Source organism: Leifsonia soli (genome assembly GCF_013408745.1).
GTDB lineage: Bacteria > Actinomycetota > Actinomycetes > Actinomycetales > Microbacteriaceae > Leifsonia > Leifsonia soli.
Window position 1 is genome coordinate 3,548,221 of the sequence record NZ_JACCBJ010000001.1, and the last position, 24,479, is coordinate 3,572,699.

General features: G+C 70.7%; 28 protein-coding genes. 18 read left to right on the forward strand and 10 right to left on the reverse strand.

Annotated elements, in window-relative coordinates:
* Positions 1 to 7: 7 nt before the first annotated feature.
* From BJ963_RS17235 to BJ963_RS17260, 5 genes are all read left to right on the forward strand, one after another.
* Positions 8 to 937 carry an alpha/beta hydrolase fold domain-containing protein gene (locus BJ963_RS17235; RefSeq protein WP_179457692.1) on the forward strand — a complete coding sequence of 310 codons (930 nt, stop codon included), beginning with the start codon at positions 8 to 10 and terminating at the stop codon, positions 935 to 937.
* A 284-nt stretch (positions 938 to 1,221) separates the two neighbouring features.
* A complete protein-coding gene (locus BJ963_RS17245) occupies positions 1,222 to 1,956 on the forward strand; it encodes a DUF4397 domain-containing protein (RefSeq protein ID WP_179457693.1) in 735 nt (244 codons plus the stop codon).
* 16 nt (positions 1,957 to 1,972) lie between these two features.
* Complete coding sequence (locus BJ963_RS17250) at positions 1,973 to 2,386, forward strand: hypothetical protein (protein ID WP_179457694.1); 414 nt, start codon at positions 1,973 to 1,975, stop codon at positions 2,384 to 2,386.
* Positions 2,387 to 2,394: 8 nt separating this feature from the next.
* A complete protein-coding gene (locus tag BJ963_RS17255) occupies positions 2,395 to 2,583 on the forward strand; it encodes a hypothetical protein (RefSeq protein ID WP_179457695.1) in 189 nt (62 codons plus the stop codon).
* Positions 2,584 to 2,641: 58 nt separating this feature from the next.
* Entirely contained in the window at positions 2,642 to 2,902 is a 261-nt protein-coding gene (locus BJ963_RS17260; protein WP_246298097.1) for a hypothetical protein, read from the forward strand.
* Between the two features lie 40 nt (positions 2,903 to 2,942).
* Here the strand turns inward: BJ963_RS17260 and BJ963_RS17265 are convergent, their stop codons facing one another.
* The 5 genes from BJ963_RS17265 to BJ963_RS17285 all read right to left on the reverse strand — a co-directional run bounded on the left by BJ963_RS17265 (position 2,943) and on the right by BJ963_RS17285 (position 6,219).
* Complete coding sequence (locus tag BJ963_RS17265; protein WP_179457696.1) at positions 2,943 to 3,371, reverse strand: class F sortase; 429 nt, start codon at positions 3,369 to 3,371, stop codon at positions 2,943 to 2,945.
* Between the two features lie 233 nt (positions 3,372 to 3,604).
* Positions 3,605 to 4,459, reverse strand: coding sequence for a DUF4397 domain-containing protein (locus BJ963_RS17270; protein ID WP_218857116.1), 855 nt, complete (start codon positions 4,457 to 4,459; stop codon positions 3,605 to 3,607).
* 124 nt (positions 4,460 to 4,583) lie between these two features.
* The gene (locus tag BJ963_RS17275) at positions 4,584 to 5,357 is read right to left on the reverse strand and encodes an anti-sigma factor (protein ID WP_179457697.1); all 774 of its coding nucleotides are present in this window, start codon (positions 5,355 to 5,357) and stop codon (positions 4,584 to 4,586) included.
* A complete protein-coding gene (locus tag BJ963_RS17280) occupies positions 5,347 to 5,889 on the reverse strand; it encodes a sigma-70 family RNA polymerase sigma factor (RefSeq protein WP_179457698.1) in 543 nt (180 codons plus the stop codon). Before BJ963_RS17280 ends, BJ963_RS17275 begins: the two co-directional genes overlap by 11 nt.
* Before the next feature lie 63 nt (positions 5,890 to 5,952).
* Positions 5,953 to 6,219, reverse strand: coding sequence for a DUF1049 domain-containing protein (locus BJ963_RS17285; protein ID WP_179457699.1), 267 nt, complete (start codon positions 6,217 to 6,219; stop codon positions 5,953 to 5,955).
* Positions 6,220 to 6,276: 57 nt separating this feature from the next.
* Here BJ963_RS17285 and BJ963_RS17290 point away from each other — a divergent pair, with 57 nt between their 5' ends.
* Positions 6,277 to 7,059 carry a phosphotransferase gene (locus BJ963_RS17290; RefSeq protein ID WP_179457700.1) on the forward strand — a complete coding sequence of 261 codons (783 nt, stop codon included), beginning with the start codon at positions 6,277 to 6,279 and terminating at the stop codon, positions 7,057 to 7,059.
* On the opposite strand, the gene BJ963_RS17295 is transcribed toward BJ963_RS17290, so the two are convergent.
* Entirely contained in the window at positions 7,056 to 7,907 is an 852-nt protein-coding gene (locus tag BJ963_RS17295; protein WP_179457701.1) for a helix-turn-helix transcriptional regulator, read from the reverse strand. The two genes, BJ963_RS17290 and BJ963_RS17295, sit on opposite strands and share 4 nt — an antisense overlap.
* A gap of 102 nt (positions 7,908 to 8,009) precedes the next feature.
* Here BJ963_RS17295 and BJ963_RS17300 point away from each other — a divergent pair, with 102 nt between their 5' ends.
* The 8 genes from BJ963_RS17300 (at position 8,010) to BJ963_RS17335 (ending at position 18,500) form a co-directional block, all read left to right on the forward strand.
* Positions 8,010 to 8,693, forward strand: coding sequence for an SDR family NAD(P)-dependent oxidoreductase (locus BJ963_RS17300; RefSeq protein ID WP_179457702.1), 684 nt, complete (start codon positions 8,010 to 8,012; stop codon positions 8,691 to 8,693).
* Positions 8,694 to 8,734: 41 nt separating this feature from the next.
* Positions 8,735 to 9,733 (forward strand): LacI family DNA-binding transcriptional regulator, encoded by a 999-nt coding sequence (locus tag BJ963_RS17305; protein WP_179457703.1) that lies wholly within the window; start codon positions 8,735 to 8,737, stop codon positions 9,731 to 9,733.
* 131 nt (positions 9,734 to 9,864) lie between these two features.
* Positions 9,865 to 11,967 carry a beta-galactosidase gene (locus BJ963_RS17310; RefSeq protein ID WP_179457704.1) on the forward strand — a complete coding sequence of 701 codons (2,103 nt, stop codon included), beginning with the start codon at positions 9,865 to 9,867 and terminating at the stop codon, positions 11,965 to 11,967.
* A 28-nt stretch (positions 11,968 to 11,995) separates the two neighbouring features.
* On the forward strand, positions 11,996 to 13,354 hold the full coding sequence (locus BJ963_RS17315; protein ID WP_218857117.1) for an ABC transporter substrate-binding protein: 1,359 nt from the start codon (positions 11,996 to 11,998) through the stop codon (positions 13,352 to 13,354).
* 70 nt (positions 13,355 to 13,424) lie between these two features.
* The gene (locus BJ963_RS17320) at positions 13,425 to 14,378 is read left to right on the forward strand and encodes a carbohydrate ABC transporter permease (protein ID WP_089914253.1); all 954 of its coding nucleotides are present in this window, start codon (positions 13,425 to 13,427) and stop codon (positions 14,376 to 14,378) included.
* The gene (locus BJ963_RS17325) at positions 14,371 to 15,309 is read left to right on the forward strand and encodes a carbohydrate ABC transporter permease (RefSeq protein WP_089914250.1); all 939 of its coding nucleotides are present in this window, start codon (positions 14,371 to 14,373) and stop codon (positions 15,307 to 15,309) included. The genes BJ963_RS17320 and BJ963_RS17325 overlap by 8 nt, the downstream gene beginning before the upstream one ends.
* Positions 15,306 to 17,303, forward strand: coding sequence for a beta-galactosidase (locus tag BJ963_RS17330; protein WP_179457705.1), 1,998 nt, complete (start codon positions 15,306 to 15,308; stop codon positions 17,301 to 17,303). The genes BJ963_RS17325 and BJ963_RS17330 overlap by 4 nt, the downstream gene beginning before the upstream one ends.
* Before the next feature lie 84 nt (positions 17,304 to 17,387).
* The gene (locus tag BJ963_RS17335) at positions 17,388 to 18,500 is read left to right on the forward strand and encodes a LacI family DNA-binding transcriptional regulator (protein ID WP_246298098.1); all 1,113 of its coding nucleotides are present in this window, start codon (positions 17,388 to 17,390) and stop codon (positions 18,498 to 18,500) included.
* A 12-nt stretch (positions 18,501 to 18,512) separates the two neighbouring features.
* Here BJ963_RS17335 and BJ963_RS17340 read toward each other — a convergent pair whose 3' ends face one another.
* Positions 18,513 to 19,499, reverse strand: a complete 987-nt coding sequence (locus BJ963_RS17340) for an aldo/keto reductase (protein ID WP_179457706.1) — start codon at positions 19,497 to 19,499, stop codon at positions 18,513 to 18,515.
* 57 nt (positions 19,500 to 19,556) lie between these two features.
* The gene (locus BJ963_RS17345) at positions 19,557 to 20,537 is read right to left on the reverse strand and encodes an amidohydrolase family protein (RefSeq protein WP_179457707.1); all 981 of its coding nucleotides are present in this window, start codon (positions 20,535 to 20,537) and stop codon (positions 19,557 to 19,559) included.
* 86 nt (positions 20,538 to 20,623) lie between these two features.
* Between BJ963_RS17345 and BJ963_RS17350 the strand changes: the two genes are divergently transcribed.
* Complete coding sequence (locus tag BJ963_RS17350) at positions 20,624 to 21,160, forward strand: TetR/AcrR family transcriptional regulator (RefSeq protein WP_179457708.1); 537 nt, start codon at positions 20,624 to 20,626, stop codon at positions 21,158 to 21,160.
* Positions 21,161 to 21,189: 29 nt separating this feature from the next.
* Here the strand turns inward: BJ963_RS17350 and BJ963_RS17355 are convergent, their stop codons facing one another.
* The gene (locus BJ963_RS17355) at positions 21,190 to 21,660 is read right to left on the reverse strand and encodes a MarR family transcriptional regulator (protein ID WP_179457709.1); all 471 of its coding nucleotides are present in this window, start codon (positions 21,658 to 21,660) and stop codon (positions 21,190 to 21,192) included.
* Positions 21,661 to 21,720: 60 nt separating this feature from the next.
* Here BJ963_RS17355 and BJ963_RS17360 point away from each other — a divergent pair, with 60 nt between their 5' ends.
* A complete protein-coding gene (locus BJ963_RS17360) occupies positions 21,721 to 22,632 on the forward strand; it encodes an alpha/beta hydrolase (protein ID WP_179457710.1) in 912 nt (303 codons plus the stop codon).
* A 12-nt stretch (positions 22,633 to 22,644) separates the two neighbouring features.
* Here the strand turns inward: BJ963_RS17360 and BJ963_RS17365 are convergent, their stop codons facing one another.
* Entirely contained in the window at positions 22,645 to 23,040 is a 396-nt protein-coding gene (locus BJ963_RS17365) for a winged helix-turn-helix transcriptional regulator (RefSeq protein ID WP_179457711.1), read from the reverse strand.
* A 95-nt stretch (positions 23,041 to 23,135) separates the two neighbouring features.
* On the opposite strand from BJ963_RS17365, the gene BJ963_RS17370 reads away from it, so the two are divergent.
* The gene (locus BJ963_RS17370) at positions 23,136 to 24,005 is read left to right on the forward strand and encodes an SDR family oxidoreductase (RefSeq protein ID WP_179457712.1); all 870 of its coding nucleotides are present in this window, start codon (positions 23,136 to 23,138) and stop codon (positions 24,003 to 24,005) included.
* Between the two features lie 235 nt (positions 24,006 to 24,240).
* The gene (locus BJ963_RS17375; RefSeq protein WP_179457713.1) at positions 24,241 to 24,477 is read left to right on the forward strand and encodes a hypothetical protein; all 237 of its coding nucleotides are present in this window, start codon (positions 24,241 to 24,243) and stop codon (positions 24,475 to 24,477) included.
* Positions 24,478 to 24,479: the final 2 nt, after the last annotated feature.

Consider the following 24,479-nt stretch of genomic DNA (forward strand, 5'->3'; position numbering starts at 1 on the left):
GGCCGCCGTGCCCAGCGAGCAGATGGAGGCCGCGCTGGCGGTCATGCGCGCCCGCCAGAGCACTGCCGCCGCGTCGGAGGCGGCAGGGAGGCCGGAGCCGACGGTGGAGCAGGCGCGGGAGGAGTTCGTGCCAGGGGATGTCCTGCACCCGGTGCCGGCCGACGTCGTGATCACCGCCGTCGATGCGGGCGGAGTCCCGGCGACGTGGCTCGATGCCCCCGGGGCGATGCCGGATCGCGTGCTGATCTTCCTGCACGGCGGCGGCTTCCAGTTCGGCTCCCTCCGGAGCGACGGCGAACTGGCCGCACGCCTGGGCCGGGCCGCGGGGATGCGGGTGCTGTTCGTGGACTACCGTCTCGCGCCCGAGCATCCCTTCCCCGCTGCGCTCGACGACGTCCGAACCGCCTGGCGGTGGCTCTGGCGAGACCGTGGATGCGACCCGTCGGGTGTCGCTGTCGCCGGCGACTCGGCGGGAGGGGGTCTGGCGGTCTCCCTCCTCGCCGCAGCGCGAGACGACGGAGAGCCGCTCCCGAGCGGTGCCGTGCTGATGTCGCCGACGGTCGACCTGACCGGGTCCGGTCGCTCGATGCGCGACCGCGTCGCGGAGGACCCGGTCTCGACGCCGCAGCTGCTCGCCCGGCTGGCGGCCGACTACCTCGCCGGTGCGGACCCTCGGCTGCCGGCGGCCTCTCCGCTGTTCGCGTCCCTCGCCGGCCTGCCTCCCATCCACATCGAAGTGGGCACCGCCGACCTGCTGTTGAGCGATTCCGAACGCCTCGCGGAGGCGGCGACCGCCGCCGGCGTCGAGGTGGAGCTGGTGGTCGGCGATGGACTGCCGCACGTCTTCCCGCTCCTGCTGGGAACCCCGGAGGCGGAGGCCGCCACGGAGCGGATCGCGCGCTTCCTCAGGAGCCGGACGGGGTCGCCGTCGCGATGACGCCTGCTGTCGTCGCGTTGCCGCCGGCCACCGTCAGCGCCGCGCGCGCCTAGCGGCGCGGTTGCGCGCGAGCACCCAGCCGACGACGCCTCCGATGAGGAAGACGAGCACCACCAGCAGCCAGGTCGGCACCGGTCGCCGCCGACAACGTTCTGCACGGCAGCCGAGTCCTTCTCCGCCCGGTCCGGATTTTCTCCGGACCGGGTGCATCCGATCGCCCCTCTTCAGCCGAATGAACCGGTGGGAGCACACACGGTTCTTCCGCGGAGACGAAGGGGTTCATCATGACGAGGACTCGGAAGTGGCGGATCGGCGTCGCCATCGGCGCGGCGCTTGCCCTGATCGGGGTGGCGGCGCCCGCGAACGCGGCACCGCATCCCTCCACCTGGCGCCCGTTCGGCGTCTCACAGGTGTCGGTGTTCCACGGCGTCCCCGCGACGCCGGTGGATGTGTACGTGAACGGCCTGCGCGTGCTGAACGACTTCCAGCCCGGCACGGTCGCCGGCCCGTACCTGCTGCCCTCTGGCACCTATCGCCTGGCGATCACCGCGGCCGACGCGCGTAGCGACCGGAATCCCGTCATCGGACCGGTGACGGTCTCGTTCGCGCGGAACACGAGCTACACCGTGGCCGCGCATCTCACGCCGAACGGTGCGCCGACGGCGAGTGTCTTCACGAACGACCTGTCCGTATCGCCGTCCGGCACCGGCCGGCTCGTGGTGCGGCACACCGCGGCTGCTCCGGCGGTGGATGTGCTGGCCGGCGGCACTCCGGTCATCACCGGACTGACCAATCCGAATCAGGCGGCACTGGTGCTGCCGGCGGGCACGGTGGATGCGTCGGTCGCGCTTGCCGGAACGACGGCCCCGGTCATCGGCCCGGCAGCGGTCCCGGTGAAGGCCAAGACCGACACGATCGTCTACGCCTGGGGGAGCGCGAGCGCGGGCACCCTGACGGTCGCCGTCCAATCGCTGCGTCAGGGGCGCCTCTTCGACGTCCCGTGGATGCTGCATCGCTGATTCCGAGGAGGGTGCCGTGCGGGTCGTCGAGGCGCACATCACTGCGACGGTGCACGAGTTCTTCTCCCAGCAGTGGGTCCTGCTGCTCGCCGGCCGCGTGACCACGCGCGGCCGGCGGGAGTTCCGGAGCCGCCTCACCGGGCCGGTCGCCCTGAAGGACGGCAGCGCGCTCGACGTGAGCGCGCTGCCCGAACGCGACGTCCACGCCCTGCTCATCGCGCGAGGGGCGCCCGATACGTGCGTCCTGGTCAAGGACGGACTCGTGGAGGACGAGATCACGACCCTCGCGTCCGCCCTGCACCGGGTCTTCCTGTCGCGGGAGGGCGCACTCATCTCGTGCATCCCCGGTCGCCTGGGCTTCCTTCAGTCCGACGGCGGCCGCACCCGGCTGCTCCTGGGAGCATCCGCAGCTCAGAGGCCACACCACTAGGAGGAACCATGTCTTCACTCACCGCGGACGAGATCGCGGCTGCACTCGGCGACCTCGCCGATCGTCTCTCCGCCGCGCCGACCGTCGAGCAGCTGGCCCCGATCGTCGCGCGCCTCAGCCGCCGCGAGCGAGCGGTGCTGGCGCTCGTCTTCGAGCGGCTGGCGGAGGAGCCGGCCGGGGAGCAGCTCAGTGCGTGATCACGCGCGCCGCGTTCCCTTTATTCCTTTGCTCCCGCTCGCGGCGACCCTGGTCGGGGTGGCCAGCGATACCCGTGGCACCTTCGCAGAGCGCCTGACCGAGGCGATGCCGTGGATGCTCGCCCTCAACCCGAAGGACCGCGAAAGCTGCGCCCGGGGCCTCCTCGATGCCGCCCGCGCGTCATTCGCGACGGGTCAGGCCCATCTCGCCGAAGCCGAACTGAACTCCTGGATGGAGACCGCCACCGCTATCGCGGCCGGACTCGGAACCGCGTCGGTCGAATGGCTCGATTCGGCCGGCCCGGTCGAGCGCCCGTAGGTGGCGCGAGCAGGCGCGCTCGGTGCGATGCCTCCGCGCCTCACGGCCCGATCGGCGTCGCCGTCACGATCACGTTGTCGCGGTAGTGGCCCGTGGCATCGTCGAAGACGCCGCCGCACGTGATGAGCACGAGCTTCGCCGGCCCGGTCTCGACGAAGAAGTCCTTCAGAGAGCCGGGCCCCTTCTGCGGCTGGGCGACCCCGTCGACCCGGAAGCTGCGGAGGCCGGAGGGGCCGCTGAGCACGACCTCTGCGCCGGGCGCGACATCCTTGAGGCGGCTGAACGGGCCGATGCCGTCCCAGGCGTCGACGTGCGCGACGAGCACGATCGAGCCCGTCGCGTCGGAGGCCCCGGACGAGTAGCGGTACCACCCGGCGATGTGAGATTCGGACGGGATGGTGACGTCGCCCGTCGGCTCGAGCCCGACCGGCACCACCGGCATGTCGACGCCGAGCGACGGGACGGCCATTCGCACGGGCGCCTGCGCCGGTGGAACGGGTGGAGCCGATCGCGTGTCGATCGTCGTTCTCGGGATGTCGGGCAGCGGGGACGCCGTCGCGTGCGGCGATGATCTCGGGGCCGCCGTGGGCGTCGCCGACCTCGGCGCCACGCTCCCATCCGTCGAGCATCCCGCCAGCACCGCCACCACGAGGGCGGCACCGGACACGGCGACCGCCCTCGCGTGGGCTGTGGTGTGGGGACTCATCCCCGGATGGACTCCGCACGGGTGCGGCGGACGAGAAGACCCGTCGTGACAGCGGCCGTCAGCAGGAGCGCGATGGCGCCGATCCACAGGGCGGTCTGCTCCGACCGGGCGGCCTGATCGGCGCGGAACGCGGCACCGGTGGTGCCGGCCTGCACGCCGTTCGGCGGTGTCCCCAGGCCGTCGATGGTCTGGACCATCAGCGCCAGGTTCTTGTCGGTGGCGCTGCCGTAGGCGTACACGATCGTGTTGGTCCCGTCGGCGATCGTCACGTCGGCCGGACCGATCAGGGCGGGCTCGGTGGTGCCTGCGGCCGTCACCGAGGCGGAGACGGTGGATGCGGGCAGGTCGAGCTTCGCCTCGTTCGGGTTGGTCAGGTTGCTGACAACGGCCTTGCCCCCGGCGACGACATCCACGGCCGGCGCCGCCGCGACGTGCCGGACAGTCAGGCGCCCCTGGCCGGCAGCGGTGGCCGACATGTCGTTGGTGAACAGCGTCGCCGTCGGCTTGCCCGACGCGTCGAGGTGCGCGACAGCGGAGTAGTTGCCTCCCGCTGCGAGCGGCAGGTCGATGGGGCCGATCACCGGGCTGTCCGTCGCCGAGGCGGCGCCCACCTTGGTGATCGAGACGCTGTACGTCCCGGCGGGCAGGGTCAGCGGACCCGCCATGGTGCCTGGCTGGAAGTTCTTGATCGTGTCGGTGCCGTTCACCCACACGTCCACGGTCGTGCCGGGCACTCCGTGGATCACGGAGAGCTGGACGTCCGACTCGGCAGCCGTGGCGGGGGCGGCGCTCGCCGCGAACGCGAGCGCGGCGATCACCACGGCCGAAGCGGAAACTGCTCTGATCTTCATCGATCCTCCTAGGGATGTCGGACGCGGGATCGCGTCGCATGCCCATACATTCCGGACGGAGGGCGAATCGGATGCACCTCACCCGGATTCGCGGAGGAAACAGAGGAAGCGGAGGCGGGCCCGGTCAGCGCGCCGCAGAGAGGGTGCCCCGCACGATGCTGTCGCCCGAGTGCGCCGGGTCGCCGTTGAGCGGCTGCTGCGAGATGTCCACGACCGGGTAGTCGGCCGCTGCGATGTTGGGCGGCATCACGAAGCGACCTGTGCCGCCATCCAGCAGGCCGACGCTGATCGACTTGGTCAGGTCGCTGTTCATCAGCCAGACCTCGCGGTACGCGGTGGCGGCGGAGTGCACGGCCGGGGAGTCCAGTTCGACGGCCAGGACGGTCGTGCCGTCGGGCTCGCGCTCCATCGTGGCCTGCCCGTTGGAGGTCGACCACGCGGGCAGCCCGGCGAGCGTCGCCTGCGCCTCCACCTGGGGCGCCGGGCGGATGAACACGAGGAGCGCCACGGCGACGGCGACGAGCGCGACCGCCGCGACGGAGACCAGATACGGCCAGCGGCGGCGGCCGGAGCGGCTCCGGCGGCGCGGGACGACATCCCGAGGCGGGGGCGCTTCATCCCGGGCCGCCGGGAGGAGCCCGCGGTCGGCCGCAGCGGTGGACGTCGCGGGCGGTTCGAGCGTCAGCTGAGCGCTGATGTTCTCCCAGACCCGAGGCGCGGGCTCCTGGAGCGCGAAGTCGACCGGACCGTTCTCGCGTGCCGCGCGGGTCACGCGCGTCAGGCGCTCCAGTTCTGTGCGGCACTCCGGGCAGGTCATCACGTGGTCGACGTCTCTCGCGTCGATGTCGGTCTCGCCGAGGGCGAGCATGGCGAGGACGTCCGGGTCGCTATGCGTCATCCGCGTCCTCCAACCGTGCCCGCAGCCTGAGGAGGCTGCGCCGGATATGACTTTTGACGGTACCCAACGGGAGGTCGAGCTTCGCCGCGATCTGCGTATGCGTCAGCCGATCGTAGAAGGCCAGCCGCATGATCTGCTGCGCCACCGGCTCCAGCTGGTCGAGCTCCTGGCTCATGGCGACGCTGTCGGCGATCTCGTCCGTCCAGCTCAACGATTGGAGGTACACGCTCTCCATGAAGGCCTCCAGTTCGCGCTGGCGCTTCGCCCGCGCCTCATAGGCGTCGACGATCTTGTGCCGCGTGATCGCCGTCAGCCACGTACTGAGCCTCGCGCGCTCCGGATCGAAACCCGCGCGGCCCTGCCACGCGGCGACGAACACCTGCTGCGTCACGTCCTCGGCGTCGGCGACGTTTCCGAGCGAGCGCAGCGCGAGCGTGTACACCAGCCGTCCCCAGCGCTGGTACAGCAGCTCGATCGCGGACACATCCCCGGCGTGCAGGGCGCCGACCAGTGAACGCTCGGTGTCATCCACGCAGTCATCATCGCTCTCAGGTCACCAGAAAGCGAGAAAACGGCCGCGTTCTGGCGAAAACCGTCAGCGCCGCGCCCGCCTGGCCGCGCGGTTGCGCGCGAGCACCCAGCCGACAACGCCTCCGATGAGGAAGACGAGCACCACGAGCAGCCACGTCGGCACCCGCACCTGCGTCCACAGCACGAAGATGGTCGCGCGGTCGTCCGCGACGAGGTTCTGCACGGCGACGACGACCAGCAGCAGGATGAGGACGATCGCCAGCCACTTGCGTTTCAGGAACCGCACCAGGCGGTTGCCCTCGTCTCGTCCCGATTCTCCGGTGCCGCTCATGCGGTCAGTATGACGGCGAGGCCGCCGGGCCGCCAGTGCCACCGTTAGCCTCTCCCTGTGGAAGAGGAGCAGTCGCTCGCCGGAGGCAACGCCGGCGGCGCGGTCGTGCGCATCGGCCGCACGGTGCGGAAGCCGTGGACGGCGGCGACTCCGGCCGTCGTGTCGTTCGTCGAGCATCTGCGCGCAGCCGGCGTGGATGCGCCGGCCCCGCTGGGCCGCGATGAGGCGGGGCGCCAGATCCAGGAGTACGTGCCGGGCCGTCTGGCGATGGATGCTGGCCCGCTCTCCCCGGACCAGTTGCGCCGCGTCGGAGCGATGGTGCGGCGCATCCATGACGCCGGGAGCGACTTCGTCCCGCCGCCGGGCGCCGTGTGGGAGACGGCGATCCCCGCACCCGGCGACGAGCTGATCTGTCACAACGATCTCGCTCCCTGGAACCTGATCGTCGGCGACCGCTGGGTCTTCATCGACTGGGACGCGTCCGGGCCCAGCACCCGGCTGTGGGACCTGGCCTACGCCGCCCAGGCGTTCACGCTCAACGACGCCGGTCGCGCACCCGAGGACTCGGCGCGCGACCTGGCGGCGTTCGTCGACGGCTACGGCGCCGAACCGGAGCTGCGCCGCCGCCTCCCGGCGGAGATGGGCCGCAGGACCCGGGCGATGTACGACCTGCTCCACTCGTCCAGCCGCTCCGGCCGGGAGCCGTGGGCGACGATGTTCGCGACAGGTCACGGCGAGCACTGGCGAACCGTGACGCGCTACGTCACCGCGCACCGCGAGGTGTGGGCCCGCGCGCTGGGGGCGGGCGCGGGGGATGCTGACGCGGTGGGTCCGGCCTAGGTCGCCGGGGCTGCCGCCGGGGCGAACCGCTCGACCCCGGTCACTCGGAGCAGGTCGAGCTTGGCCGCGTCCTCGCTGCCGGGAACGGCGGTGTAGACGACGATACGGAGGTCGCCGTCCGGCACGGTGAGCACGTCGCAGTCCACGGTGATCGGGCCGACCATGGTGTCGGTCATCGTCTTCCTGCTCGAACGGTGGGTGGCGACGCGCGCGACGGCCCAACGGCGATCGAAGTCGGGGGAGGCGGCCCGCAGGCGCGAGATCAAGCGGTCGAGGTCCCGGTCTTCCGGGTAGCGGCCGTGCGCCTGGCGGAGGTCGGCGACGAGGTCGGCCGAGAACTCCTCGGCATGGACATCGTCGAACTCGACGCCGGATTGGCCGTGGGTGAAGTGCCGCCAGACCAGGTTGCGATCGAGGCCCGCCGCCTCGGACGGGTCCTTGAGCAGGGCCGTCCAGAGCGGATTCCAGACCAGGAAGTCCCAGGCCGCCGTGAAGACGCCGAGGGGCACATCCCCGATCCGGTCGAGGATGCGCTGAACGCCCGGCGTGAGGTGCCTCGGGATGCTGCCCGCCGGGGACGGCGCGGTTCCGGCGACGCGGAACAGGTGGTCCCGCTCCTCCCCGGAGAGGCGGAGCGCGCGGGCGAGCGCGCTGAGCAGCTGAGGCGACGGATTCGTCGCGCGCCCCTGCTCCAGGCGCACGATGTAGTCGACGCTCACGCCCGCGAGGGCGGCGAGCTCCTCCCGGCGCAGCCCCGGCGTGCGCCGGCCCGCGCCGGCGGGCAGCCCGACCTCGATCGGGTCGACCCGGTCGCGCCACGACCGCAGCACCGCCGCGAACTCGCTCATGGGCTCATCGTACGTCCGGCCGCGCGGGTCACCCTGGTACTGCGGGTACCCCCGAAGAGCGGTGCCTGGGCATCTCCCCGGCCGGCGCGCAGGATCGAGGACATGACGACCACACTGATCACAGGAGCCAACCGCGGCCTCGGTCTCGAGACCGCTCGCCGCCTCATCGAGGCCGGACACACCGTCTACGCCGGGATGCGCGACACCGGGACGGGAGACGAGGCGCGCGCGCTCGGCGCCATCCCGATCGCCCTCGACGTCACCGACCAGGCGAGCGTGGATGCCGCGGTCGCCTCCCTGCCTGCGCTGGATGTGCTGGTCAACAACGCGGGCGTGCTCGGTCCGTCACGGCAGGGCGTCGACGACCTCGACGCCGCATCCCTGGTGCAGACGCTCGATACGAACGTCGTCGGCGTCGTCCGCGTCACCCAGGCGTGCCTGCCGCTGCTCCGCCGGTCGGCGGCGCCCGTCATCGTGAACGTCGCCTCGGGAGTGGGCTGGCCGCGCTGGCTGTCGACGCCGGGTCACGACGAGTACCCCGTGCTCGGCATCCCGTATGCGGCATCGAAGGCGGCGGTCATCGCGCTGACGGTGCAGTACGCGAAGAGCCTCCCGGGGTTCCGCGTCAATGCGAGCGATCCCGGCTACACCGCGACGGAGTTCAACGGGTACAGCGGGCACCAGACCATCCAAGAGGGGACCGATGCCACGGTGATGCTGGCCACCATCGGTGCGGACGGCCCGACGGGCGAGTTCCACAACCGCTCGGGCCGCATCGAGTACTGACCCGGGCGGTGTCGCCGCCCGGTGTGGCTACACTTCATTGCATGAAACGCGCCACCATCTACGATGTGGCACGCCACGCGGGGGTCTCGCACCAGACGGTCACCCGGTTCCTCAACGGATTCGAGGGCATCCGCCCGGCGACGCGGGCGAAAGTCCAAGCCGCGATCGACGAACTGAACTACCGGCCCAACGGCGCCGCCCGCTGGCTGCGCTCGCGGCAATCCAACCGGATCGGCATCCTCGCCCACCGGATGGAGCTCTCCGGCCCCGGCCGCATCATCGCCGGTGCGACGACGGCGGCGCGGAGCCGCGGGTACGTCCTCGACATCGCGTCCATGGACGGAGAGGATGTGGACTCCGTCGACGCGGCGCTGGACGTGGTCATGGAGCACCAGATCGCCGGGGTGTTCGCGACGGCCCAGACGGACGCGGTGCGGCAGGCCGTCGCGAACCGCGGCCTCGACGTCCCGATCTCGATCGACTCGGGGGAGGGGCTGTCCTCATCCGGCGCGAACCCCCGCGCCCACCCCGGCCGGCTCGCGGCGGCGCACCTCGCCGACCTGGGGCATCGCCGCGTGGCGTTCGTGAACGGGCCGGCCGTCTGGATCGCCGCGGGGGAGCGGCGCAGCGGCTTCCTCGCGGTCGCCGCCGAGCGGGGGCTCGACGTGGTCTGGGAGTACGAGGGCGACTGGTCGGCCGAGGCCGGGTACCGCGCGGCGCAGCAGCTTCCGGACGAGGTGACCGCTGTCGCCCTCGCCAACGACAGCATGGCGATCGGTCTGATCTTCGGGCTGGCGGAGCGCGGGCGCCGTGTGCCGGACGACGTGAGCGTGATCGGGATGGACGACGCCCCGGAGTCGCGGTTCCACCTGCCGTCGCTCTCCACCATCCGGCTCGACTTCGAGGGGGAGGGCGCCTACCTGATGAACGTGCTCATCGCGAAGATCGAGGGCGGCGACGTGGCCGATGTCCCCGGATACCGCCTGCCGGAGCTGGTCCGTCGAGCCTCGACGGCGGAGGTTCCCGCGACCGGAAGATAACCATCCGGTCTCGGTGGTTGTGCCCCGCTGCTCGGTCTGTGTAGCATCACCAGCAACAAATGTTGTCGACAACATTGAGCGGTATGCGCCACGATGTTGTCGACAACACGCAACGATGCGGAAGGTCGACGATGACGCAGAACCCCCCGTTCCCCGGTGTGCTCTTCGGAGCCGCCTACTACGCCGAGTACCAGCAGGAGGGGACGCTCGATCGCGACCTCGACCTCATGAAGGAGGCGGGATTCACCGTCATCCGGGTCGGCGAGTCGGTGTGGTCCACCTGGGAGCCGCGGAACGGCGAGTTCGACCTCGACTGGCTGCAGCCGGTGCTCGACGGAGCCCACGCGCGCGGCATCGCCGTGATCCTCGGGACGCCGACCTACGCCATCCCGCCGTGGCTGCAGACGCTCCACCCGGAGATCGCCGCGGTCGACGGCGCCGGTCACGCCATCGGCTGGGGAGCCCGCCAGGAGATGGACCAGTCCTCCACCGTCTACCGCTGGTACGCCGAGCGGATCATCCGGAAAGTGGTCGCTCGCTATGCGGACCACCCGGCGGTGATCGGCTACCAGGTCGACAACGAGCCGGGCAACAACCTCCCGCACAACGAGACGACGTTCCAGGCGTTCGTCGCCTGGCTGCGGAGGCGTTACGGCACGGTCGAGCGCCTCAACGAGGAGTGGGGGCTCGTCTACTGGTCGCACCGCATCGCGGAGTGGTCGGAGCTCTGGCGGCCGGGCGGCAACCTCATGCCGCAGTACCAGCTGGAGTGGCGCCGGTTCCAGGGCGAACAGGCCACCGGCCTCATCGCCTGGCAGGCGGACATCGTGCGCGAATACGCGCGGGAGGACCAGTTCGTCACGACCTGCATCTCGTACTCGCGTCCGCAGATCTCGGACGACGAGCTGGTCGCCTCCCTCGACATCACCGCGGGCAACCCCTACTACCTGATGCAGGACGGCCTCTCGGCCGACGTCGACCTGCCGCGCCGCGCGGAGTGGTGGCACACCGGCCCCTGGGCGCTGTTCCAGTGGGGAGACCGGGCGTTCTCCTCGGCGCAGGAGCGCTTCCTCGTCACCGAGACCAACGCGCAGTCGATCGGCGGCCCCTGGCAGAACCAGCCGCCCTTCCCCGGCCAGATCATGCAGGCGGCCTACGCGCTGATCAGCCGAGGTGCCCGGATGATCGAGTACTGGCACTGGCACACCCTCCACTTCGGGGTGGAGACGTACTGGGGCGGCGTCCTCCCGCACAGCCAGGTGCCCGGCCGCATCTACCGCGAGGTGGCCGAGTTGGGCGCGAGCCTGGGGCGCCTGGGCGATGCGCTCGACGGGTTCGTGCCGGATGCCGACGTGCTCATGCTGCACTCCACCGACACCAAGTGGTCGTTCGAGACGTATCCGCCGCTCGCGACGGACGACGGCGGACCGGACAGCGCGTCGTACGGCCGCATCGTCGACGCGTTCTACCGCGGCTTCAGCGAGGTCGGCGCACAGGTGCGGGTGCAGCACACGCGGCAGTTCGTCCAGCGGCCGGCGGCCGAGCTGGCGGCCGAGCACCCCATCCTCGTCGCCGCCGCCGAGTACGTCGCCGACGATGCGACCCTCGACGCGCTCCGCGCCTACGCCGAAGCCGGCGGCCACCTGGTGCTGGGCATCCGCACCGGTTACGGGGATGAGCTCGCCCGGGCACGCCGGGCCGTCGCGCCCGACCGCCTGCACGACGCCGCCGGCGTCTGGTACGACGAGTACAGCAACCTCGCGGAGCCGCTGCCGGTCAGCGCTGCCGACCCGGGATTCGAGCTCGAGCCGGGCGCGCAGGCGACGGCCTGGGCCGACATCCTGAACGTGGAGACGGCCACGACCCTGGTGTCGTACCGGCGCACCGAGCTCGGAGCGGATGCGGCGATCACCACGGCGCCGTACGGCGCGGGCCGCGTCACCTACGTCGGGACGGTCCCCAACCGGGAGCTCGCCCGCAGCCTCGCCCGCTGGCTCGTCCCCGACACGGCGGCCGGGCGCTGGCAGACGGCCTCGCCCGTCACGGTCAGCACGGGCCGCGCCGGCGACCACGGCGTCGCCTTCGTGCACAACTGGTCCGCGACGGAGCACGTCGTCACCGTGCCCGCGGACAGCATCCACCTGGACACCGGCGAGCGGTTCGCCGCCGGGTCCCGTTTCACCCTCGAACCGCGCGGCGTCGCCGTGTTCGAGGTCGCCGGTTCACAGGCGTGACCGGAACACCAAGAGAAAGAGAACGCTCATGAGGAAGAAAGCACCGAGAACAGCAGTGGCGCTGGGCACCGGCCTCCTGGCCGTCGCCCTCGCGCTGGCCGGCTGCACCGGCGGCGGAGGCGGGACGGCCGACAACACGAAGCCGGTCTCGCAGTCCGACATCGACAAGGCGATGAAGACGCCGACCACCCTGACCTTCTGGACGTGGGTGCCCGACATCAAGAACGAGGTCGCCCTCTTCGAGAAGAAGTACCCGGCGATCAAGGTCAAGGTCGAGAACGTCGGCCAGGGCGCTCCGCACTACCAGAAGCTGCGCACGGCGCTGAAGGCGGGCAAGGGCGCCCCGGACGTCGCGCAGATCGAGTTCCAGTACATCTCGTCGTTCACCGTCACCGACAGCCTCCTGAACCTCACTCCGTACGGGGCGAACGACCTCGGCGACCAGTACGTGCCCTGGGTCTGGAACCAGGTGAAGCAGAACGATGGCGTCTACGCCATCCCGCAGGACTCCGGCCCGATGGGCAACCTGTACCGCAAGGACATCCTCGACAATGCCGGCGTCACCACGCCCCCGACCACGTGGGAGCAGTACGCGGCCGATGCAGCGACGGTCAAGGAGAAGACCGGCGTCTACATGTCGAACCTCGCCTCCAGCCAGGCCGGTCAGATGCTCGGCCTCCTCTGGCAGGCGGGCGTCAAGCCGTTCGGCTACGACGGGAAGAAGGGCGTGACGGTCGACGTCAACAGCGCGGAGGCGAAGAAGGTCGCCTCGTACTGGCAGGACCTCATCCAGAAGGGATACGTCTCCACCGATCCCGACTTCACCGACAGCTGGTACCAGGGTCTCGCCAACGGCAAGTACGCCGGCTGGCTGACCGCGGCGTGGGCTCCGGTGTTCCTGCAGGGGACGGCGGCGAAGACGTCAGGGCTGTGGCGCGCCGCCGAGCTTCCGCAGACACCGGGCACGAAGCCGGCCTCGGGCAACTGGGGCGGTTCGTCCGACGCGGTCCTGAAGACGACGAAGAACCCGATCGCAGCCTACGAGCTGGCGAAGTTCATCAACAACGACCCCGAGTCGACGCTGATGTTCGCGAACAAGCAGTTCCTGTTCCCGACGCTGAACTCCACCCTGAAGGACCCGGCGTTCGTCGACCAGAAGGCGGAGTTCTACGGCGGCCAGGAGGTCAACAAGCTGTTCGCCGGCATCTCCACCACCGTCGACACCAAGTTCGACTGGCTGCCCTACATGGACTACGCCTACTCGAGCTACACCGAGACGATGGGCAAAGCGCTCTCGGCCAAGGGCGATCTCTCGGCCGGGCTCGACGCCTGGCAGAAGGCGCTGGTCAGCTACGGGACCCAGCAGGGCTTCTCGGTCAACAAGTAGGGATCAGGGCCGGCGGTGGATGCGCATCCGCCGCCGGCCCGCACCCCGCGCTCGAACAAGGGAGTTCACCATGACCCAGTCCGTCGCACCCGGCCGGGTGCGCACGCGCGAGCACACGGAGAAGCAGAGACCGCGGAGGAACGCGAACCAGCGCCGGCTGAACATCGCCGCCTACCTGTTCGTTGCGCCCTTCATGATCGTCTTCATCGTCATGCTGCTGCTGCCGCTGTTCTACTCCGGTTACCTCAGCCTGTTCACGACGCAGCTGATCGGCGGCCAGACCTTCGCCGGCTTCGCCAACTACGTCCGGGCGTTCACCGACCCGGACTTCCTCGCGGGTGTCGGGCGCATGGCGCTCTTCCTCGTCATCCAGGTGCCCATCATGCTCGCGCTCTCGCTGTTCTTCGCCCTCGCCCTCGACAGCGGGCGCGTGCGGGGATCGGTCGCCCTGCGGCTCCTGATCTTCCTGCCGTTCGCCGTGCCCGGCGTCGTCGCGACGCTGATGTGGGGCTATCTGTACGGCAACGACTTCGGGCCGATCGCCCAGGCGTTCCGCGCGGTCGGACTCGGTGCGCCTGACCTCCTGAGCGACCAGAACATGCTCGGCTCGATGATGAACATCGTCACCTGGGCCTTCGTCGGCTACAACATGATCATCATGTACGCGGCGCTCCGCTCGATCCCGACGGAGCTGTTCGAGGCCGCCGAGATCGACGGCGCGAGCCAGTGGCGGGTGGCGTGGAGCATCAAGATCCCCGGCATCCGGCCCGCGATCATCCTGACGGTGATCTTCTCGATCATCGGCACCTTCCAGCTCTTCAACGAGCCGAGCCTGCTGCACGCGCTCGCGCCGAACGTCATCGACAACGGCTACACGCCCAACTACTACGCGTACAACCTCGCGTTCACGAACCAGGACGTCAACTACGCCGCCGCCATCGCCTTCCTGCTCGGCCTGGTGATCGCGGTCGTGTCGTACGTCGTCCAGCTCTCCACCCAGCGGAAGGAGGCCCGCAATGACTGAGACCGCGACCGGGCGCCCCCTGACCGCCGTCGGCGACGCCTCCCCGCGCCGCCGGTCGCGGCGCGGCGCACGCGCCTACAACCGCGAGACGCAGCGCAGCACCCTGCTCACCGTCCTGCTCTGGATCTGCGCGCTGTACTTCGTGCTGCCGATCGTGTGGCTGTTCATCGCGTCCACGAAGAGCAACGCCGACCTGTTCACCACGTTCGGCTTCGCCTTCGGGCGCACCTTCGACCTGTTCGCCAACATCGGCGCCGTGTTCACGGCGCAGAACGGCATCTACCTGCACTGGGCGATCAACACGCTCGTCTACGCGCTCGTCAGCGCGGTCGGGGCGTCGCTGCTCGCGACGATGGCGGGGTACGCGTTCGCGAAGTACCGCTTCCCGGGAGCGGTCCTGATGTTCAGCGTCGTGCTCGGGGCGATCATGATCCCGCTGACGGCGCTGGCTCTGCCGACGTACCTGATGTTCAGCCAGATCGGCATCACGAACACCCCGGCCGCGGTCATCGTGCCGTCGCTGGTCAGCCCGTTCGGCGTCTTCCTGATGCGGGTCTACGCGGCGGACGCCATCCCCGACTCCATGATCGAGGCCGGCCGGGTGGATGGGGCGGGCGAGTTCCGCATCTTCTGGCAGGTCGGTCTGCGCCTCCTCGGGCCGGGCATCGTCACGGTGTTCCTGTTCGCGCTCGTGGGCACCTGGAACAACTACTTCCTGCCGCTGATCATGCTGAACAGCTCCGAGCTCTACCCGCTGACGGTCGGGCTCGCCCAGCAGCAGGCGACGAGCGCGGCCGGCGGGGGATCGCAGGCGCTGTTCTCCGTCGTCATCACGGGTTCGCTCGTGTCGATCATCCCCCTGGTCATCGCGTTCCTGTTCCTGCAGCGATACTGGACGACCGGGCTAGCGAGCGGGAGTGTCAAAGAGTGAGTGGATTCTGGTACGGCGGCGACTACAACCCCGAGCAGTGGCCGGAGGAGGTGTGGCGCGAGGACGTGCGGCTGATGAACCGGGCGGGCGTGAACCTCGCGTCCGTCGGCATCTTCTCGTGGGCGCGCATCGAACCCAGGGACGGCGAGTTCGACTTCGCCTGGCTGGACGAGGTGCTCGACCTGCTGCACGCGGGCGGAGTGCGCGTCGACCTGGCCACGGCGACCGCATCGCCGCCGCCGTGGCTGGCGCTGAAGCATCCCGAGATGCTGCCGGTGACCGTGGACGGCGTCACGCTCTCGTCGGGCAGCCGGCAGGCGTACTGCCCGAGCTCCCCGGTGTACCGGCGCTACGCCGCACGCCTGGTCGAGCGGATCGTCGAGCGCTACGCCGGCCATCCCGCGCTCGCGCTCTGGCACGTCAACAACGAGTACGGCTGCCACGTAAGCCACTGCTACTGCGACGAGTCCGCGGCCGCCTTCCGCGCCTGGCTGGAGGCGAAGTACGGCACGATCGAAGCGCTCAACGACGCCTGGGGGACCGCCTTCTGGTCGCAGCACTACGCCGGCTTCGACGAGATCCTCCCGCCGCGGGCCGCGCCCACCTTCAAGAACCCGACGCAGGTGCTCGACTTCGACCGCTTCAGCTCCGACGAGCTGCTGGCCTGCTTCCAGGCCGAGGCGGCGATCATCCGCGCCCGGTCCCAGGTGCCGATCACGACCAATTTCATGGGCTTCTTCAAGCCGGTCGACTACTGGCGGTGGGCGCAGGAGGTCGACATCGTCTCCGACGACTCCTACCCCGATCCCGCCGACCCGCTCGCACCCGCGTACGGAGCGATGCAGCGCGACCTGATGCGCTCGCTCGGCGGCGGCGCGCCGTGGCTGCTGATGGAGCAGTCGCCCGGCGCGGTGAACTGGCGGGAGCGGAACGCGGCGAAGCTCCCCGGGCAGATGCGCGCCTGGTCGTACCAGAGCGTCGCGCGCGGGGCCGACGGCATCCTGTTCTTCCAGTGGCGGCAGGCGGTCGCGGGCGCGGAGAAGTTCCACGCCGGGATGCTGCCCCACGGCGGGACGGACACCCGCGTCTTCCGCGAGGCCGAGCAGCTGGGCTCCGAACTGGCGACGCTGTCGTCCGTCGACGGACTGCTGGGCCAGCCGGTGCCAGCCGAGGTCGCCATCGTCTTCGACTGGGACTCCTGGTGGGCGATCGAGCAGAAGGCGTCGCCGACCGCGGTCTCGTACCTGGCCGACGTGCTCGGCTGGCACAGCGCTCTGACGGCGGCGGGCGTCACGGTCGACTTCGTCCAGGCGACGGGCGAGCTGTCCCGCTACCGGGCGGTGGTCGTACCGTCGCTGTTCGTGGCGAGCGACGCACAGCTGGAAGCGCTCGACGCGTATGCGGCCGGGGGCGGATCGCTGGTCGTCGGCTACCTGACCGGCATCCTCGACCCCGACCTCCACGTGCGCACGGGCGGATACCTCGGAGCGCTGCGCGAGACGCTCGGGCTCTGGGTGGAGGAGTTCGCCCCGCCCGCGGCACCGGACCTCGCCGCCCTCGGGGGCGGCGAGCCGCCCGCCGTCGGCGTCCGCGGCGAGCGCATCGGCGGCCGGGCCTCCGCGTCGCTCTGGTCGGAGTACGTGCGCGTCGAGTCCGCCGAGGTGGAGGCGGTCTTCGACGGCGGAGCGCTGGACGGGCATCCCGCGGTGACCCGTCACGCCCGCGGTTCCGGGCGGGCCTGGTACGTCGCCACCCGGCTCGATCCCGAACCGCTGGGAGTGATGCTCGACGCGATCCTGGCCGACGCCGGAGTGGAGCGCCTGCCGCGCGTGCCCGGGGTGGAGTTCGTCCGCCGCGGCGCGTTCCTCGTCGCGATCAACCACGGTCGGGAGGCGGTGACGCTCGACCTGCCCGGCACCGACATCCTCACCGGCGGATCGGCGGCCGGCCTGCGTCTCGACCCGCAGGGGGTGGCGCTCGTCGCGGACGCGTGACGGCCGGCGGACGGCCCCGCGAGGACCATCGCCCTCCCGATATCCAACGTTGTACAGTGGGGTGGGAGCCCACCAGGAGGACGAATGGCAGCGACGCTGCACGACGTGAGCCGGCTTGCCGGGGTGTCGATCAAGACCGTCTCGAACGTGATCAACGACTACCCGTACGTCCGCGACAGCACGCGTCAGCGGGTCCTCGCCGCCATCGCCGAACTGGACTACACGCCCAACCTCTCGGCGCGGAGCCTCCGCTCCGGGCGGACCAACGTGATCAGCCTCCTCATCCCCGAGCTGCGCAACGCGTACTTCGCCGAGCTCGCCGACTCCGTGATGCGGGCGGCCCGGGAGCGCGGGCTGTCGGTGCTCATCGAGCAGTTCGGCAACGACCGCGCGAGCGAGCTGTCCGTGCTGCGCAACCGCAGCGGCCGGATGGTCGACGGCATCCTCTACAGCGTGCTCGGCCTCGACGAGTCGGACCGCGACACCATCGCCGAGGTGAGCACGCCGATGGTGCTCCTCGGCGAGCGCATCTTCAACGGTCCGAAGGATCACGTGACCATGCAGAACGTGGAGGGCTCCCGCGCCGCGACGGAGCTGGTGCTGGCCGGAGGCCGCCGGCGGGTGCTCGCGATCGGTGCGCACCCGGGCGAGGTCATCGGCTCCGCCGGGCTGCGGCTCGCCGGCTACCGGGAGGCGCTGGCCGCGGCCGGCGTCGCGTTCGACGAGCGCTTCGTCGTGCCCGCCGGCACGTGGCATCGCGCCGACGGCGCGCGCGCCATGCGCGCGTTCCTGGAGACGGGCCTCGCGTTCGACGCTGTCGTCGCCTTCAACGACACCCTCGCACTCGGCGCCCTCCGCGTGCTCCAGGAGGCGGGATACCGGGTGCCGGAGGATGTCGCGCTGATCGGCTTCGACGACATCGACGAGACGCACTACTCGATGCCGACGCTGTCGACGATCGACCCCGGACGCGACGAGATCGCCCGTCGGGCCGTCGAACTGCTGGTGCGGCGGATCGACGAAGACGCCGACACCAGGGAGCCGGAGGAGATCGCGGTGCCCTTCCGCGTCATCCAGCGGGAGTCGACGCCGCCGGTCCTCACCGGCGTTCCGGCGGATCGCGGCGCAGCGGCCGTCGGCGCAGCGGGGCTCGGCGCAGAGGCCGTCGGCCCAGCGCTCGTCGGCCCAGAGGCCTGAGCAGGAGGCGGATCAGGCCAGCGCCGCGTCGATCGCGGCGAGCAGGTCGGGCGTCAGCTCCGGTCCGTCGATCGCGCCCAGGTTCTGCTCCAGCTGGTGCACGCTGCTCGCGCCGATGATCGCCGAGACGACCACCGGGTTCCGCAGCACCCACTGCAGGGCGAGCTGGGCGAGCGACTGGCCGCGCTCGGCGGCGATGGCGTTGAGCGCCCGGACGCGGGAGAGGACGTCCTCGGTGAGGTCCGACTCGTGGAGGAACGCGCTGGTGACGGCGCGCGACCCCTCCGGGATGCCGCCCAGGTACCGGTCGGTCAGGAGCCCCTGCGCCAGCGGGGAGAAGACGATGGCCGCGGCGCCCGCCTGCTCCACCGCATCCAGGACGCCGTTCTCGGGCGAGCGGTCGAACAGCGAGTAGCGCGGCTGATGCAGCAGCAGAGGTGTGCCGGAGTCCGCCAGCAGGGCGGCCGCGGACGCCGTGCGCTCGGCGCCGTAGTTGGAGATCGCGGGGTAGAGGGCCTTCCCGCGCTCGACGGCGGTGGTCAGGGCGCCCATCGACTCCTCGAGCGGAGTCTCCAGGTCGGGCCGGTGGTGGTAGAAGACGTCGACGTAGTCGAGCCCGAGGCGTGCGAGGCTCTGGTCGAGGGAAGACAGCAGGTACTTGCGCGACCCGTGGTCGCCGTACGGGCCCGGCCACATCAGGTAACCGGCTTTGGTGGAGACGACGATCTCGTCACGGTGGGCCTTCAGATCCGTGGCGAGGATGCGGCCGAACACCTCCTCGGCCGCGCCGGGGGGAGGCCCGTAGTTGTTCGCCAGGTCGAAGTGCGTGATCCCGGCGTCGAACGCCCGCAGCACGATCGCTCGCTGCGTCTCGAAGGCGCGCGTGCTCCCGAAGTTCTGCCACAGCCCGAGCGACAGCGGCGGCAGCAGCAGGCCGCTGCGTCCGGCACGCCGGTAGGGCATGGAGTCATAGCGGGCGGGATCGGCGACGAACGTCATGCGGCAGGCTCCTGATCGGCGGGGGTGCTGAGCTACGCTACCGCGGATGGGCCGGCGTCATCGGATGCCGAAGAGCGTCCGCGCGTTGCCGGAGGCGAACGCCTCCCGGGCGGCCTCGTCGGGGAGAGCGTCGAGGAACGCCGCGATCTGCTCCCGTTTCGGCGCCTGGAACGGGTAGTCGGTGGAGAACAGGATGCGGTCTGGTGTTGTTACGGCGAGCGCGTGGTGGAGCATGGCCGGATCGAGCATCCCGGAGGCCGTGATCCACACGTTCTGCTGCAGGTACTCGGTGATCGAGCGGTCGAGCCCGGCGACCCGGGCGAGCCCGTCCGCCCGCTGGTGCCAGAACAGCAGGAGTTCGCCCCAGTGGCCGAGCACGAGCTGCAGCTCGGGATGCCGGTCGAGCACTCCGCGCGTCATGAGGCGGAGGGCTGCGGTGCCCGCCTCGAGATGCCAGCCCCAGCCGAAGGTCGCGAGAGCCAGGTCGGCGACCTCGCCGAAGCCGCTGTAGTTCGACGCCCGCACCGAAGCCGACGGGATCTGCGGGTGGATGAAGACGGGCTGGCGCAGGCGAGCGGCGACCGCCCACAGGTCGTCGAACCGCGGGTCGTCGAGGAGGACGTCGCCGGTCCGGCCGTAGACCATCGTCCCGGCGAGGCCGAGGCCGGATGCCCGTTCGAGCTCCGCGGCGGCGCTCGCCGGATCGGCCAGCGGAACCGTCGCCATCGCCCGGAAGCGGCCGGGATGCGCGCCGGCGAGTGCGGCCGCCGCGTCGTTGGCCTCGCGGGCGAGCACCGCGGCATCCGCCGCGGAGAGGCCCTGGGCTCCGGGCGGCGCCAACGACAGGACCTGCATCCCGACGCCCTGCGCATCCATCGCCGCCATTCTGCCGGGGCCGATGTCGGCCAGCCTCGCGGCGGTGTCGCCGTGGTCGTTGAGCGCGAGGCTCTCGTCGCGTGTGCCGGGCGGCTGCGCGCGGAGTGCTGCGTCGACGGCCTCGAACGTCCAGTGCTCCTCGATGCCGATCAGGTCTCTCATCAGGTGTCCCTCCGGTCCAGCGCGTTTCGCTCATCGCGTGTTGAGTGACGATAGCACGTTCGCTCATCAGTTGTAGAGTGAGCCGCATGGACGCATCCACCACGCGAGCCGAGCGCCGCGCCGCCACCGCGGCCCGGATCCTGGAGGCCGCGCAGGCCGAGTTCGGCGCGCACGGGGAGGAGGGTGCGACCATCCGCGGCATCGCGCGACGGGCAGGCGTCGACCCGTCGCTCGTCCTGCAGCACTACGGGTCGAAGCAGGGGCTGTTCGCGCTCGCCGTCCGGCCGGCGCTCGACCTCACCGCCGACGGCGTTCCGGCGCACCTGGCGGAGGTGATCGACTCGCGCCTGCGGGAGCTGTCGCCCGCGACCCGCGCGCTGATGCGCTCGATGCTCACCTCGCCCGAGGCGGCCGGCGTCATGAGGGACTACCTCCAGGAGCGCACCGAGAACCTGGCGCGGACGCTCCCCGGCGACGACGCCGAACTGCGCGCCGCGGCGATCGTCTCGAGCATCCTCGGCATCACCATCGCACGGCACTTCCTCGACCTCGCGCCGCTGAAGGAAGCGGACGAAGCGCGGATCGCCGCACTCACGACGGCCTGGCTCGCGCCCCTCGCGTAGTCAGGTCTCGCGGTTGCTCCGCGATGCGGCTAGCCGACCGGGAGTCCCACCCGATCCCGCTCCAGGGTGGCGCGCACAGCCGCGAGGACGGGGCCGATCGCCTCGACATCCGAGGCGGCGAGCGCGGGGGACGTGAGTTCGGCGAGCCGTTCGCGGAACGTGTTCTCGGCGTCGGCGACCAGGACCGCGCCCGAGGCTGTGAGGCTGACGAGGGAGGAGCGTCCGTCCGCCGGATTCGGGTGCCGGGCGACCCAGCCGCGCGCTTCGAGGCGGTCCACACCCTTGCTGATCGCGCCGATCCCGGCGGCGAAGGTGGCGGCGACGTCCGCGATCCGCGATCCGGGGTGGTCCCGGAAGTAGCGGAGGAACTCGTATTGCGAGGTCGCGATTCCGTGCTCGGCGCGCAGGGCGTCTCCGATCGCGTTGTAGAGCCGCGTCTCGCAGCGCACCAGATCGTCGAACAGCCGGACGAGTCCGTCGCTTGCCGTTTTAGTTGCCACGGCATACAGTCTACGAGATATATGCCGCGGCAAGTAGTTGTGGCGACGGAGGAGTGCGGGATGAGTACGGAACAGCGACGGGCCCTCGACAGTCGGCTGCGGGAGGCGCCGCAACCGGACGGACCGGCATCCATCGAACGCCTGCGAGAGGGTTTCGCGGGATTCATGGCCCCGTTCCCGATCCCCGCCGGCATCCGTCGCACGCCGGTCGAGGCAGGGGGCCGCGCGGCCGTCCTGGTCGAGCCGGCGACCGATCCACGCCCGGGAACGATCCTCTACTTCCACGGCGGCTCCTACATCCTCGGGTCGCCGCAGACCGCGATGGCGCTGACGGCGCAGCTGGTGCGGCGGACCGGCGCGCGGGCGATCTCGCTCGACTACCGGCTCGCGCCGGAGCATCCGTTCCCCGCCGCCATCCACGACGGACTGGCGGCGTACCGCGGGTTGCTCGACAGCGGTGCGGAAGCGTCGTCGATCGTCCTGGCCGGCGACTCGGCCGGCGGCGGACTGGCGGTCACCACGACGGTCGCGGCCCGGGATGCCGGTCTGCCCGTCCCTGCGGGGATCGTCGCCTTCTCACCCGGTCTCGACCAGACGCGCTCCGGTGCCTCCATGACGACGAAAGAGGGCGTCGACCCGATGTTCACCGCCGAGGGGATGCGCCGCACCGGCGAGCTGTATCTCGACGGCCAGGACCCGCACCAGCCGCTGCTCGCTCCCGCCGTGCTCGCCGATCTGACCGGCTTTCCTCCGATCCTGCTGCAGGTCGGGACCAACGAGCTGCTTCTCGACGACTCCGTGCGGCTCGCCGACCGGGCACGCGACGCGGGTGTCGACGTGATCCTCGACATCGTCGCGGATGTTCCGCACGTGTTCCCGGCGTTCGTCGGGACCCTCGATGAGGCCTCCGAGGCGCTCGACCGCGCCGCACTGTTCATCGCGCAGCGACTCCGTACGGCCGCGTCCGCGTGAGTGGAGGGGGAGTCACGCCTCGCGACGCGTTGCGCCCTCTCCGTCACCCAGGATGTCGCCCGCGTTCGCGGCGATCCACGACATGAGGGGGAGCAGGTGCTCGGTCAGGTCGCGGCCGCGGGCGGTGAGGCTGTAGTCCACCCGCGGCGGGATGGTCGGCTGGGCCGTTCGGAGGACGAAGTCGTCCGCTTCGAGCGTGCGGAGCGTCTGCGCCAGCATCTTCTCACTGATGCCCTGCACCGTCCGGCGCAGCTCGCCCCAGCGCAGGTCGCTCTGCGAGAGGGCGACGAGCACCAGCACGCCCCAGGTGCTGGTGACGTGGTTGAGCACGATGCGCGTCGGGCAGGCCGACGGCAGCACGCCGTCGGTGAAGCCGAAGCCGTCGAGTGCGCTGAGACTGGTGTCCACGTCAGTAACTTACCAAAAAGTGGGTACCTGCGATGGGGAAGTAATGAGCCAGGGGATGGGTTCTCCCCGATATCCGATCGAAAGGACACCCCTTCATGACCATCGTCGTCACCGGCGCCACCGGCCACCTCGGCCGCCTCACCGTCGACTCCCTGCTCGCCCGAGGCGTCGCGGCCTCCGACATCCGCGCGGCCGGCCGCTCCGTCGAGCGCCTCGCCCCGCTCGCCGCGCTGGGCGTCGAGACCGTCGTCATCGACTTCGAGAAGCCCGAGACGCTGCCGGACGCCTTCGCCGGCGCGGATGCCGTGCTGCTCGTGTCCGGCTCCGAGGTGGGCAAGCGGGTGCCGCAGCACCGCAACGCCATCGCGGCCGCCGAGGCCGCCGGGGTCGGCCGCCTCGTCTACACCAGCGCACCGCACGCGACGGACGGAGCCCTGGTGCTCGCGCCGGAGCACAAGGCGACCGAGGAGATGCTGGCGGCGTCGTCGGTGCCGGTGACCATCCTCCGCAACAACTGGTACACCGAGAACTACACGGGGCTGATCGACCAGGCCGCCGCGACCGGCGAGATCGTGGGGAGCGCCGGGGACGGCCGCGTCGCCAGCGCATCCCGCAAGGACTACGCCGAGGCCGCGGCTGTCGTGCTGTCGACCCCCGGCCACGAGGGCGCGGTCTACGAGCTGAGCGGCGACACCGCCTGGAGCTTCGACGAGCTCGCCTCCACGATCGGCGAGCTGGTGGGACGCGAGGTCGTCTACCGGTCGGTCTCGCCGGAGGAGCACACGCGCATCCTCACCGAGGCGGGCCTGGACGAGGGAACGGCGGCCTTCCTCGTCGCGCTCGACGGCAACATCCGCGACGGCGAACTCGCCGACGCCCGGAGCGCGCTCGCGGAGCTCATCGGACGCCCGACCACCCCGCTCGCGCAGGGTCTCGCCGAGTCGCGCGAGGAGTCGGCGGCCTAGTCTGCATCCTCGCGAGAGCCCGTATTCGTTCCGAATGCGGGCTCTCGTGCTTTCGTCGCGCTCACTGGTTAGCGTGCCCGCTCCCGTCACTCTCCATCCTCGGCGGCAATGGCATAAATAAGAAATGTATGCAAAACATGTCAAGTCCACTCTTTAGTGGACTGTGGTCGATCCACATCCCTGCAAGGCTGCGATGGCTTTCAGAGATGGCTTCATGCATGAACGGAGACTGAGGATGTCGAGAAACGAGCAACGGCCGACGGACGATCCGTTCCGCGAGGTGGTCAGGAGTGGCCCGTTCGCGTGGATCTACTGGTCGCTGACCGTCGCGGCCATCGTGGCGGTGGTCGTCGGCGTCTTCGGCGATACGTCGCAACGCGTCATCACGGGGGTCGTCGTCTTCGTGGTGATCGTCGTGCTGGCGACGCTCCGCTTCATCCTCGCCGCGAGGCTTCGTCACCGGCGGCCGTAGTC